This is a genomic window from Pseudomonas sp. NPDC088890, assembly GCF_044900155.1.
Taxonomy (GTDB): Bacteria; Pseudomonadota; Gammaproteobacteria; order Pseudomonadales; family Pseudomonadaceae; genus Aquipseudomonas; species Aquipseudomonas urmiensis.
In genome coordinates, this window is record NZ_JBJDNG010000003.1 from 146,960 (window position 1) to 159,876 (window position 12,917).

Consider the following 12,917-nt stretch of genomic DNA (forward strand, 5'->3'; position numbering starts at 1 on the left):
GCTATTCGGCCCATTCCGGATCGCCAGTGAACACGACCGTGATCCAGCGATCCGGCCCTTCGCCGCCGACCGCATCGCCGATCTCGTTGCGCAGGGCATCCCACTCGCTGATGGTTCTGGCGGCCATTGTCGTGGGCACGATGAAGTACAGCTCGATCTCCCGCGAGCGTCCGACCTTGGCCACATAGGCGCGGTACGACTGCAAGCCGTGCTTGGCGACGAACGCCTGGGCCACGTTGTCGACGTGTTGCTTCAGATCGCTTGGCGTCACCAGGAAGATCTCGGCCATGGCCTGGCGCACCACCGATAGCGGCAACGGGATGATCACCAGGCACACCAGGGCCAGCACGGCCGGGTCGATGTAGGGCGAAATCCATTGCCACTCAGTGCCCTGGATGGCGAAGCCGACGCAGAAGGCGATCAACAGCGCGGCAGTGATGCTGGCCGACATCACCCAGCCCTTGACGTCCATGCGCACGAAGTCTGAGTTGAGTGTGCGGTTGGCCCGCGCTTCGACCACGGCGATGGTGATACAGGCGATCACCGTCAGCACTGCGTAGATCAAGGCAATACCGAACTCCAGATGGCGCCCGCCTTCGAGCAGGCTGCTCACGGCGTTGATCAGTGCATAGACCGCAACGCCACTGAGCAGGATGCCATTGAGCGCCAGTACCATCGGTTCCAGGTGCCAGAAGCCCATGGTGAAGCGCTCGCGCAGCTTGCGCGACATTTGTTTGCTGGTGACGTGGGCGGTGATCAGCTTGACCACCACCAGCGACAAGCCGCTCATGCTGGCGTCGACCAGCGAGTAGACGCCATCGAAGACGATCGAGAACGAACCCGAGGCCAGGCCGAAGGCGATGCCGATGGTGGCGATGAACAGGGTGACGGCAATCGAGGTGCGCAGCAGGCCTTGCTCGCTGGTGATGTCGAAGAATGCCGGTTTGCTTGGTGTTTCCATAACTAAAACTCTTTTAAGGCGCTAATGCTGTGGATGTCAGTGGCAGCCCGATCGCGGGGCAAGCCCGCTCCCACGATGCCAAGGCATGGCAGCCCCTTGGCAGGGGGAGCGTGGGAGCGGGCTTGCCCCGCGATCGGGCCGCCACTGACTAGACGCGGAACTGTTCCATCAATGCTTGCTGCTGATTGGCCAGCCGGTTCAACGCCTGGCTGATCCGCGCCGACTCATCGGCTTGGCCCGACAGCGACTCGGTGACATCACGAATCCCCGCCACGTTGCGGTTGACCTCTTCCGCCACTGCGCTCTGCTCCTCGGCAGCCGAGGCAATCTGCAGGTTCATGTCGGTGATCACCGCCACAGCCTCACCGATTCGCTGCAGTGCAGGCAAGGCCTGTTCCATCTGGCTGGCACTGTCCTGAGCCTGGCGCTGGCCCTCGTGCATGGCCCCGACCACATCGCGAGTACCCTGTTGCAGGCCTTCGATCACCTGGCGAATCTCTTCCACCGACACTTGGGTGCGCTGGGCCAGGTTGCGTACTTCATCGGCCACCACGGCAAAGCCGCGTCCAGCTTCGCCGGCGCGGGCGGCTTCGATGGCGGCGTTCAGGGCCAACAGGTTGGTCTGTTCGGCTATCGCGCGAATCACCTCAAGCACTGAGCCGATCTGCTCGCTGCGGCTCTCCAGTGCGCGCGCCTCGTCCATGGCGGCGTCCATATCGCTGGCCAGACGGACGATGGTTTGGCGGGTGCCGGAGATCCGCTGCAAGCCTTCACGGCTGGCCTGATCAGCGCCGCGCGCCGCTTGCGCGGCCTGCGCTGCGTTGTGGGCGACGTCCTGGGCGGTGGCGCTCATCTCGTTGGCGGCGGTGGCCACCTGTTCGATCTCGCGTTGCTGTTGCTGCATGCCGTTGCTGGTCTGACTGGCGATGGCTGCGGACTGATCGGCAGTATCGCGTGCTTCGTGTAGCGAGCCTTTGACCTGGGCAATCACCGGTTGCAGCTTGTCCAGGAAGCGGTTGAACCAACCGGTCAATTGGCCCAGCTCGTCCTGGCGGGCATAGTCCAGGCGGCGGGTCAGGTCGCCTTCGCCACTGGCGATGTCGCGCAGGCGCTCGGCCACGGCGAGAATCGGCCGGGTCACGCCGCAGGCGGTCAGCCAGACCAGCAGCAGGCCTAGCACCGCAGCCACCAGACCTATCACCAGGCTGGTGACATTGGCGGCTTGGTTGCGTGCGTCCAGGCGTTGGTTGAGGGCAATCGCCGGGGCTTGCAACACCGCTTCGGGCAGCTCCAGCAGCACCTGCCAGGGCGCAGCGCCGGGGATCGGAGCGAACGGGTGGGAGATGCGCATCTGGCCCTCATCCAGGCGCTGTACTGGTTGGCCTGCGCGCATGCTGGCGAGCAATTCGTGCGCCTGCGGGCCAAAGGTCTGTTCCAGGGTCTTGCTCAGCTGGGCACTGTCGCGGCTGTGTCCGGCGAGCAACCCGACCGGGCTGACGATGCTGACCTGGCCCTGGCCGTCGAACAATTCCTGACGTCCCGCCAGGCTCAGTTGCTGCAAGTTGTCCAAGCCGATATCCAGGCCAACCACGCCGACCACCTTGCCGTTTTCCAGCAAGGGCAGGGCAATGCTGGTCATCAGTACCTGGCGGCCATTGACCTCATCGAAATACGGATCGAGCACGCAGGCCTTGGCGGTTTCCTGCGGGCAGGTCAGCCAGCGGTTGTAGGGCGAGCCATTGGCGCCGACGCTGGTGTCGGCCAGCATCGATTCGGGCATGGCCTCTGACTCCAGGGTGCCGGGGCGTGGCTGCGACCAGTACAGCGAGAAGCGGCCGCTGTCGTTGCTGCCCTGGGCATCGTGATTGACGAAGCTGGCGTCGCGCTGGTCGAGCGCATTGGGCGCGAATACCAGGTACAGACCGATCAGGTCTGGGTTGCCGGCCAAGGCGGCGCGGGCCTGAGTGGTCAGCTCGGCGCGCAGATCGGCGTCACCACGCTGCTTGAGCACCTGCACCAGGCGGGCAAAGCCATTGCCGTATTGATAAGCATCCATGAAGTAGCGCTGGATGCGCAGCGCTTGGGTTTCAGCGTGGGCTTGCAGGCGCAGGCGCGCGCTGTGATCGAGCAATTCGGTGTTGGCCGTGAAGACCTGCGCCGCGCCGCGTCGGGCCTGGGTCAGCGAAGTGGCCACCAGCAGGGCGACGATCACCAGCAGGCACAGGCCGGCGAGCAGGGTGATCTTCCACTGGATGGAGAGGCGGCGCAGCAGCATGGCAGCATTCCTTGTCGAGAAAAGGGCAACGCCCGCGATCAGGCGGGCGTCGCAGGGTGGTCATTCAGCGATGCAGTTTGGCGGTGCTACCCGGAAGGCTTTGGTCAGCCAGCCGAGGTAGATCAACCCGGCCAGCGCCCAGGCGCCACCGAACAGTAACGAGTGTTCGTTGAGGTCCAGCCACAGCGAGACGATGATGCAAAAACCTATGGTCGGCAGGACCAGGTACTTGAGGTGGTTGGCCAGGCCCTTGTTGCGTTTCTCGCGCAGGTAACAATGGTTGATCACCGACAGGTTGACGAAGCTGAAGGCCACCAACGCGCCAAAGTTGATCACCGAGGTGGCGGTCACCAGGTCGAAGAAGATCGCCGACAGCGCGATCAAGCCGACCACCGCAATGTTCAGTACCGGGGTCTGGTAGCGCGAATGGAGGCGGGCGAACACCCCGCTGGGGATCACTTTGTCGCGACCCATCACATACAGCAGGCGCGACACGCTGGTCTGCGAGGCCAGCCCCGAGGCGATGGTATTGATTACCGTGCAGGCGATGAACACCGACTGGAACAGCTTGCCGCCCACGTACAGGGCGATCTCCGGCAGGGCCGCTTGCTGGTCGTGGAAGCGCTGCATGGTCGGGAAGTACGCCTGGATGAAGTACGACACCAGGATAAACACCGCACCGCCAATCAGTGCGGTGAGGAAGATCGCCCGTGGGATGGTCTTGCACGGGTCGCGGGTTTCTTCAGACAGGCAGGTCACCGCATCGAAGCCCAGGAACGAGAAGCACAAGATCGTCGCCCCGGCAGCCAGTGCGCTGAACTGGGTCTGCGCATCCGCGAACGGCGCCAGGCTCCAGGCGGTGCCCATGCCCTCGCCGTGGTCCAGGCCGCGCACGCAGAGGTAGATGAACACCGCGATGATCACCACTTGCACCGCCACGAACAGGGCGTTGAAGTGCGCCACCAGGTTGATGCTGCGCATATTGATCAGGCTGATCAGGGTGACGAAGCCGGCCACCCAGATCCATTGCGGGACTTCGGGGAACATCGCCGAGAGGTAGAGCTTGGCCAGCAGCGCATTGACCATCGGCAGCAGCAGGTAGTCGAGCAAAGACGACCAACCCACCAGAAAACCCACGTGTGGATTGATCGCCCGCTGGGTGTAGGTGTAAGCCGAACCAGACTGTGGGAAGCGCCGCACCAGGGTGCCGTAACTCACGGCGGTGAACAGCACGCCGAGCAGCGCCAGAATATAGGCACTGGGCACGTGCCCGGCGGTGATCCCGGAGACGATGCCGAAGGTGTCGAATACGGTCATTGGCGTGAGGTACGCCAGGCCAATGATCACGACCTGCCAAAGGCGCAGGGACTTGCGAAACTGGCTGTTTGCCGAGGCGCTCTGGTCATGCTGCATGCTGGCGGGGCTCCTGGGCATGGACAGCGGACGCGGCGTGCGGGCACGGCAAGGTCAAGCGGATGAGCTCCATATTGTTCACCTTTTATGTTGGAGCGGCGTGACGCCTCCTGTGATGGGAGGCGGGTATTGCGAGGCGGTAAAAATAATCAACGGGGGGGCAGGAGGTGTCAAGTTAAACATGACGACCGACTTCTGAAGCAGATTGATATCGATATAAAAGGGTCTTTTTGACCATTTTTAACGAAATTTTTGGGGTGAGTTGGTATTTTGTGTAAAGAAAAACGTTCACGCGGGTCGCCTAGCATCTGCGCAGCCAGGCGACTCACATACGCTCTAGGTGTCAGCTGTTTTCCCAGGTGTGTGCGTTGCCGGCCTTAATCGGCACAGGGCCGTCAAGCCTGAAGGGGAAGTAGTGGTCCAAGGCGGCGTCGCACCAGCGTTCATATTCTCTGGAGATTATCCGGGCATCGGCCTTGATGTACTCCATCAGCCTCGCATAGTCAGGCCGGTGTGCAAGTAGCACGTCATTCAGCACTCTTGGGCCACACACTTCAGAAATCGTGCTCATAGACTGGAGAAGCGCTTCAGCTGTCTTGATGCGGGGGGTTGTCTTGAATGCCTCGGATAATAGACGGAACCGATGATTCGCAGTCTCCAGGATTTTTTTCAGTACCGGGTTGTTTGCGTGGCTGGCGAAATGGGCGTTGCCAATCAGCTTATTTCCGTTCCAGGGCATTCGAAAACGATTACCCAGCAATACATCGTGCGGCGCCGCCGGCAGCTCTTTGGCAATGACCGAGACAAGCTTGTCATCGACATCCATATAGATCCCGCCATATTCGTAAATCAGCCTATAGCGCAGGAAGTCCGCGGCCGCCGCCAGGTTACCTGCCGGGCTGTCAGGACTGCGGAAGTAGTTGAAACCGTCGCCTTCGGAGCTGTTGATGAACTGCGTGAAGAACGCTTGATCGTGCAGGCTGCGGACTTCAACGCTGGTTGCTTCGAGGGACTGGCGTATAGCGGCAAGCGTAGGTGCGCCGCCGTCTACATGGAGAATGAAACGATAGTTTGCGTTATCGGCGTTCTCCTTGATGTTCCAGCTCAATTTGTCGGGAAGCTTGTTTTCACCGACCCAGATCATGTGTATCTCGTTCTTAACCGGCGTGGTTTGCTGCGGTAGCTGAGGCAGGTCAGGGAATCGGTACTCGATGAAGTGGTTTTCTACCGGGAGCCGGTGGCGCACGCGCTCGAAGTCTCTAGCCGTTCCCGTTTTCCAGCGGACCTTCGTTTGCAACAACGGCTCTTCTCGCCATGCGTAATCACCTTTAAAGGTGCGCCAGGTAGCAGCATCGGCGTCGTAGTAGACTGGGACCTCATCCTCAATGATGTCCGCTTCGCCGGGTAACTGGATTTTCATGCGCACGTAAAAACGAGTGTGCTCCTCGATGATGTCATCCAACGGCACCGTGACCTCCACTCTCGGTATCAGAGGCTGACGTTGTATGCCCTCAACGACCCGCGTAGGCAGGGGCGGGCTGCTGATCGTGGTGAAAGAGGTGTTGCCGCCGCGCAGCCCGAAGCGCAACTCGATGTCCCAGTAGCCGTCTTCGGTCGCCTTCAGGAACGGCCCCCACTCGCGTGGATCGTCTGCCGAGCGAATCCGCAGCTGCTGCTCGTGCTCCAGCCACTCGACCCGATACACATCATGGCGGATGTTGACATACAGTTTGCCGTTGTCCAGGAAGGTGCCTTTGCCGCCGCCTGTGACGCGTATCGTGGAGGACGCTTTGAGCTGGGTGAGTCGGTTGCGCAGTTCCGGTTGCAGGCTGTCGAGTTGGGGGCGCAGCACTTTTAGCTCGTCGATCAAAGGCCAATTAGCGAGCGGTGCAGCTTCAGGAGCTACCTGCTGTGCGCTTTCGGCCTGACGCTGCTGGGCGCGCTCTACGGCCTCTGTCGCAGCCAGCTGTTCTTCGCTGAGCAGTACCTTGGACCTGGCAAGCTGTGACGCTTCACCGATCAGCGGCAGCGCATTGAGCAGTCCGAACGCCACTCGACCGATGCCTTCGACCGTTTCCTGCTCATTCTTGGCTGCGCTGATCTCGCCCACGCCCACCGCCAGCAGGCCAGTGCCGAGTACCGCGACTACCGGTGCCAGCTCCGGCAGCGCCAGGGCAATCGCGCCGATGACATTGACCGTCACCTCCAGGCCTTGCGCCAGCTGCTTGCGGTAGTACTCGCTTTGAGTGGCGATGTCGTGTCTGGCATCGGCGTAGAAACGTTGCTTGATCTGCCTGCGCATAGAGGTGAAGGGATACGGATACAGGGCTGGGCCAACGCTGATGATTTTGTCCGGCACCCACAGCCCAGTGGCCTGGTCGAGTATGCGCGGATAGGCAGCCACGCCTCGAAGAGCAGTATCCACACCGCTGAGAAACGCGCCATCGAGCCTATCCGCAGAGCTGAAGTGGCTGGCCAGCGAAGCGCGCTTGTGGGGGTCACGGCATTGCTGCTGCAGCCATATGCGCAGCTCATGGGTATTGGTGAAACCCTGCAGGGGCGAGGAATTACCGGGGATGTACAGCACCACATCGGCTTTGCGCTTGTCACCGAATACCATGATGTCTGACGCGGCATAGCCATAGATGCGTAGTTCAGCGATCGTATGATTAATTGAAATCGGATTTTCGGCAAAATAGCGATAGGAGGTGTTTTCCCAGCTGGTATCGGGGTGAAGCATCATGCTCTTGAGCACCAGTGCCGAATGCTCGGCGCTCAGCGAGCCCTCGTCACGTTGCAGCAGCGCGGCGTGGACCACATTGCCCTTGAGCATCAGGTGATAGTCGCTTTCGTGCTCAGTCCAAAAACGGTTGAGGTGGGTCAGAAAATGCGCTTGCAGCTGTGCATTCCAAACGAATTCGAGAAACGCTCTTGGGTCCAGGTCTACCTGGTTCGAGGCGTCGTAAACCTGCGGCGAGGTACGCCGGTACACGCCATCGTATGAGCGCGAATCGGCCAATTGGCCGTCGCTGAGGTTTACCAGTGTGCTAACCGCATAGCCGTTCTTGCTCCAGGTCATGGGGTAGCCGAGGTGATCTGACCATGAGCCACTACCCCGTTGCTGCCAGTTGCCGATCAATGCTTGCGGCAGGGTCATGGCATGGGCCACCTGTGCCTGCCATGGGCCTGGGGTGATGTTAACCAAGTGCAGGTAAAGCGTGGCCAGGATCAAATCTTCTGGATCATCGTCTATGCCTTGCTGCTCAAGGTATTTGCGAATCTGCTGGTCGGCGTAGTCCTGGGGTGTCTCTAGACTCACCTGTTCCCGGTCGAATACTTGCTTGATCGACAGCAGCACATCTTCATCCTGTTCGGGCGTGGCAGGAATAATCGATAGCAAAGCGTGTTGGCCGCGGCTGAACGAGGTGTCGGGCTGGGTAGCAGGTTCGGGCGAGAAGGGCTCACCCAGTGCAGGGTACTCTGGAAAAGTCGGCTGGTAGCTCACGTCGGTCTTCCTGAATAACGACTAGGGACGTTGAGCGTGTGCTGGGTGGGCAAGCCGGACGCGGTAGATAGTTACCGCACCTTTGCCCAGTGATGGCGGGCGAATGCTGTCATGCCCAGACGCCATTTGCATGGCCAAATTGTCCGGCCAGACGCGGCCTTACAGTGTAATCTTAGCGCGCGCGATTTTCGTCAAGCGAGTCGCTCACTACCCCCTATGGACAGCAATCGGTTCAATTCATGAAGAAATCAGTAGGCATCCTTTCCGGCCTGGCGGTCGCCATCGCCGTCGCAGTCACCGCTGGCGCCTGGTACACCGGCAAGCAACTGCCTGCCCAGTTGGACAGTTCCGTCAGCCGTGCTAACCAAGAACTGAAGAAGGCCGTGGCCGGCACAGGCGGTAGCATGACCCTTGAGCTGGCCTCGTTGGAGCAGCACTTCTTTACCAGCACTGCGCATTACCGGCTCAAGGCCAAGGATGTGTGGCTGGGCGAGGGCGCGCCACTGAGTTTTGACGTGGGTATCGTCGACCAGATCGAGCACGGCCCGTTTCCCTGGTCGCGGGTCAAGGCATTCAAGTTGATGCCGGTCCTGGCCACCAGCAACAGCACCCTGGAAAAAGACGATTTTACCGCCGCCTGGTTTGCCGCCGCCGGCGACCAGTCGCCAGTGACCGGCCAGGTCAGCCTCGGCTACACCGGTACTATCGACAGCGATATCCACCTGGCGCCGCTCAAGCTCAACGAAGACAACGGCAACACCCTGGACTTCTCCGGTATGCAGTTGCAGCTCAGCGGCGATGAGCAAGGCAAGGCGGTGAAGATCCACGGCACTGCCGAGCGCCTGGAAATGAAACTGGTCGGTGATGATCATCCGCCCGCTACCTTCAAGTTCGAAGGCCTGAAGATCGGTGGCGACCTGGCGAGCACCGGCCATGACCTGGTGTATGTCGGTAACCTTGACCTGGCCCTGGCACAAGCCCAGGCGACCCTGGGGCCTAAGCAAGACGTGCTGCTGCTCAAGGGGCTGGAGCAAAACAACCTGTACAGCGCCGAAGGCCCGGACACCATGGGTGGCCGTATCGAGTACAAGGTCAACGACATCAGCTATGCCGGCCGTGCGGTTGGCAGTGGGCAGATGGTGGTAACGGTCAAGTCGCTCGACATTCCGGCATTCCAGTCGTTGGCCGAGTGGTACCAGACCAAGCTGCCTGAAGTGCAAGAAATGCAGCAAGCCCAGGCGGCCGGCCAGCCATTCCCGACCTTCGACATGACCGAAGAAGAGAAGGTCAAGGTGCAGGCCGACTTGCAAAAGATCCTCGCCGCCAAGCCGAAGCTGGCGCTGGAACAACTGTCGTTCAAGACGGCCAATGGCGAGAGCCGTTTCAGCCTGGCGCTGGATTTCGCCAACCCGAGCTCGTTCGACTTGCCGCCTGATCAACTAGGCAAGCAGCTGGTCAGCCAGTTGAAGAGTCAGCTGTCGTTGTCCAAGCCGATGATCGGCGACCTGGCAACGCTGCAGGCGCTGCTCGAAGGGCAGACCGACGCCCAAGCGATTGCCCAGCAATCGAGCCAGGCAGGCGAGATGGTCGGCATGATGGCGCTGCAAAGCGGCATGGCCACTGTGCAGGGCAATGATGTGGTGTCCAGCCTGCACTATGCCGATGGCATGGTCGACTTCAACGGTAAGAAGATGACGGTCGAGGAGTTCGCGATGATCCTCGGTGCGCATCTGGCCGCGCTGTCGCCGCAAGGCTGAAGCCTGAGTAAACCTGTTCCCACAGCAATAGCGTTGACCGATCGGTCGACGCGGCCCCTGTGGGAGCGGGCTTGCCCGCGAAGAGGCCAGAGCAGCTGGCAGAGCGCGTTGCCAGTGGACGCCGATTGACTGTCACAAAAATCGCTTTTGCATTGACCTGATTGTCTGTAGCCTTCGGCGCGATAATAATCCGCGCCCGCAGAGGGCCGCGACGGCGTGCCTGCCGTCCGGCACCACTAGCCGATCTGCCAGGGCCGGGTGATACACTCGACTGACGCGCACGCGCGCCCGCAGGTCCAGCGATCATGACCCAGATTTCCGAACGCCTGTTGGTTCAAGCCCACCTTGATGCCAAGCAGCCCAACCCCCTGACCCCCGCGCAGGAGGCCGAGTACCGTGCGGCCATCGCCGCCGAACTCAAGGCCCAGAACGCCGTTCTGGTCGCCCATTTCTACTGTGATCCGGTGATCCAGGCGCTGGCCGAAGAGACCGGCGGCTGTGTGTCCGACTCCCTGGAAATGGCCCGTTTCGGCAAGAATCACCCCGCCGACACGGTGATCGTCGCCGGCGTGCGCTTCATGGGCGAGACCGCCAAGATCCTCACCCCGGAAAAACGCATCCTGATGCCAACCCTCGAAGCGACCTGCTCGCTCGACCTGGGCTGCCCGGTGGAGGAGTTCTCGGCGTTCTGCGACAAGCACCCCGAGCGTACCGTGGTGGTCTATGCCAACACCTCGGCAGCGGTCAAAGCGCGGGCCGACTGGGTCGTGACTTCCAGCTGCGCGCTGGAAATCGTCGAGACCTTGATGGACAACGGCGAAACCATCATCTGGGGCCCGGACCAGCACCTGGGCCGCTACATCCAGAAAAAAACCGGCGCCGACATGCTGCTGTGGGATGGCGCGTGCATCGTTCACGAAGAATTCAAGTCGCGCCAGCTGGCCGACATGAAGGCGCTGTATCCCGATGCGGCGATCCTGGTGCACCCGGAGTCGCCCGAGTCGGTGATCGACCTGGCCGATGCGGTGGGCTCCACCAGCCAGCTGATCAAGGCCGCGCAGACCTTGCCGAACAAGACCTTCATCGTCGCGACCGACAGCGGCATCTTCTACAAGATGCAGCAGCTGTGCCCGGACAAGGAGTTCGTTGCCGCGCCGACGGCGGGCAATGGTGCCGCGTGCCGTAGCTGTGCACATTGTCCGTGGATGGCGATGAACACCCTGGAGCGTACGCTTGATTGCCTGCAGAAGGGCACTAACGAGATCTTCGTTGATCCGGCGTTGATTCCGCGAGCGATCAAGCCGCTCAACCGGATGCTCGATTTCACCCAGGCAGCGCGGTTGAAGCTATCGGGTAACGCCTGAGGTCTTCAGTAAGCAATCGCGGGGCAAGCCCGCTCCCACGCTCACCCTACGATACTGGGTTGGCGTGGGAGCGGGCTTGCCCCGCGATGGGGTGTAGAGCCTTAGCGCATCATGTCCTTGACCATCCGCTGCTGCTCCAGGATCTGCCGCTGCCGGGCATCGATCTGTGACGCCAGCGGGAAGTTGCTCCCCGCCCGGCGCTTGGCGAAATCAAGCTGCTGCACCGCCTGATCAAAGTCGCCCACCAAGGTGAAGTACTCGGCGCGTGCCCGATGCAAGCCAATGGTATTGCCCGACAGCCCACGCACCTCAGCCACCTCGTACCAAACATCCGGGTCATCAGGACGCTTCTTGACCAGATCATCCAGCACTTTCTCCGCTTCAGCCGGCTTGCTCTGCTTGATCAGCAAATCAGCCCGCGCCTGCTGCAGGGGATAGTTGTTCGGATACAGCCCGCGCAACTTTTCAATGCGCTGCTGCGCATCGGCCAGGCGATTGTTGGTGATGTCCAGGTCAACCTGGGCCAGGTTGTAGGTGATGTCGTTGGGCGCCTTTGCCAGCAACGGCTTGAGGTTCTCGCGCGCTTCGTTGAGCCGCCCACCCTTGATCTGCGCCAGGGCCAGGCCATAGCGTGCAGCATCCAGGTTAGGGTTCTGGTCGAGCTGGTCACGGAAGCGCTTGGCTGCCAGCCCCGGTGTTTCCTCATAGGTCAAGGCGACGCGGGCGCGGATCAACTGGTAGCGCAGGCTGTCTTCAACGCCGCCTTTGGGCATCTGCTCGGCACGGTTGCGGGTGTCGGCGATACGCGACTCGGTCACCGGGTGAGTCAGCAGGAACTCCGGCGGCTTGGCACCGTAGCGATACTGACGGGCCAGGCGCTCGAACATGCTCGGCATGGTGCGCGGGTCATAGCCGGCTTTTTCCAGGTTCTGGATGCCGATGCGGTCGGCTTCCTGTTCGTTCTGCCGGGAGAAGCGCCGTTGCTCCTGGATTGCCGCCGCCTGGGTGCCGGCGATCAAGCCAATGCCGGCGTCACCACCACCGCCCGCAGCCAGGACGATACCGGCCAGCAGCGCGGCCATCATCGGCAGTTGCATGCGCTGTTGCGCCTCGACTCCACGGGCGAAGTGGCGTTGCGACAAGTGCGCCAGTTCGTGCGCCAGTACCGAGGCGTATTCACCTTCGCTCTGGGCATTGAGGAACAGCCCGCCGTTGACCCCGACGATCCCGCCGGGGGCGGCAAACGCGTTGAGCTCACGGCTGTCGATCAGGATGAATTCCAGGCGCCGGTCTTGCAGCTGGCTGGTCTCGGCCAGCTTGTACACGCTGGTTTCGACGTAGTCCTTGAGCTGCGGGTCGTTCAGCTGCCTGACGTTGCCGCGCAGCAAGCTGAGCCAGGCGCGGCCCAGCTCATGCTCCTGCTGTGGGGAAACGATCGCGGAACTGGCATCGCCCAGTGACGGCAGGTCGTCAGCATGGCCGGGCAGGGCCAGCAGGCAGGCCAGCGTCAGCAGGGTGGGGCGCAGTAGATTCATGCACGAAGCTCGCGTCGGATCAAAGTCCGTACTGTAGCTGGCTCACACCTTGGCGACCAGTGGCGGTATCCTACGAGTCTTGTCTGCCATGCACTGTTGCCCTCGCC

General features: G+C 61.5%; 7 protein-coding genes and 1 pseudogene. 2 read left to right on the forward strand and 6 right to left on the reverse strand.

Translation table 11 applies throughout. The features are described 5' to 3' along the window. Position 1 precedes the first annotated feature (1 nt). From ACI2JX_RS08425 to ACI2JX_RS08445, 5 genes and pseudogenes are all read right to left on the reverse strand, one after another. Positions 2-961, reverse strand: coding sequence for a cation diffusion facilitator family transporter (locus ACI2JX_RS08425; protein ID WP_404689869.1), 960 nt, complete (start codon positions 959-961; stop codon positions 2-4). A 148-nt stretch (positions 962-1,109) separates the two neighbouring features. After that, complete coding sequence (locus tag ACI2JX_RS08430; protein WP_372353331.1) at positions 1,110-1,865, reverse strand: methyl-accepting chemotaxis protein; 756 nt, start codon at positions 1,863-1,865, stop codon at positions 1,110-1,112. 102 nt (positions 1,866-1,967) lie between these two features. After that, positions 1,968-3,236, reverse strand: a pseudogene (locus tag ACI2JX_RS08435) (HAMP domain-containing protein); the annotation flags it as partial. Positions 3,237-3,296: 60 nt separating this feature from the next. After that, positions 3,297-4,649 carry an APC family permease gene (locus tag ACI2JX_RS08440; protein ID WP_404689870.1) on the reverse strand — a complete coding sequence of 451 codons (1,353 nt, stop codon included), beginning with the start codon at positions 4,647-4,649 and terminating at the stop codon, positions 3,297-3,299. 343 nt (positions 4,650-4,992) lie between these two features. Then, positions 4,993-8,154, reverse strand: a complete 3,162-nt coding sequence (locus ACI2JX_RS08445) for a glycosyltransferase family 32 protein (protein WP_404689871.1) — start codon at positions 8,152-8,154, stop codon at positions 4,993-4,995. 239 nt (positions 8,155-8,393) lie between these two features. Between ACI2JX_RS08445 and ACI2JX_RS08450 the strand changes: the two genes are divergently transcribed. Together ACI2JX_RS08450 and nadA are read left to right on the forward strand one after the other, a co-directional pair. Next, entirely contained in the window at positions 8,394-9,911 is a 1,518-nt protein-coding gene (locus ACI2JX_RS08450; protein WP_404689872.1) for a YdgA family protein, read from the forward strand. A gap of 305 nt (positions 9,912-10,216) precedes the next feature. Next, positions 10,217-11,275 carry a quinolinate synthase NadA gene (gene nadA / locus ACI2JX_RS08455; protein WP_186555340.1) on the forward strand — a complete coding sequence of 353 codons (1,059 nt, stop codon included), beginning with the start codon at positions 10,217-10,219 and terminating at the stop codon, positions 11,273-11,275. 101 nt (positions 11,276-11,376) lie between these two features. Here nadA and ACI2JX_RS08460 read toward each other — a convergent pair whose 3' ends face one another. Beyond that, complete coding sequence (locus ACI2JX_RS08460; protein WP_368973081.1) at positions 11,377-12,810, reverse strand: M48 family metalloprotease; 1,434 nt, start codon at positions 12,808-12,810, stop codon at positions 11,377-11,379. Between the last annotated feature and the right edge of the window lie 107 nt (positions 12,811-12,917).

Excerpts from the sequence above, each read along its gene's own strand:
- ACI2JX_RS08425 (WP_404689869.1), bottom strand. The coding sequence starts at position 961 with ATGGAAACACCAAGCAAACCGGCATTCTTCGACATCACCAGCGAGCAA.
- ACI2JX_RS08430 (WP_372353331.1), bottom strand. The coding sequence starts at position 1,865 with ATGCAGCAACAGCAACGCGAGATCGAACAGGTGGCCACCGCCGCCAAC.
- ACI2JX_RS08440 (WP_404689870.1), bottom strand. The coding sequence starts at position 4,649 with ATGCAGCATGACCAGAGCGCCTCGGCAAACAGCCAGTTTCGCAAGTCC.
- ACI2JX_RS08450 (WP_404689872.1), top strand. The coding sequence starts at position 8,394 with ATGAAGAAATCAGTAGGCATCCTTTCCGGCCTGGCGGTCGCCATCGCC.
- nadA (WP_186555340.1), top strand. The coding sequence starts at position 10,217 with ATGACCCAGATTTCCGAACGCCTGTTGGTTCAAGCCCACCTTGATGCC.
- ACI2JX_RS08460 (WP_368973081.1), bottom strand. The coding sequence starts at position 12,810 with ATGAATCTACTGCGCCCCACCCTGCTGACGCTGGCCTGCCTGCTGGCC.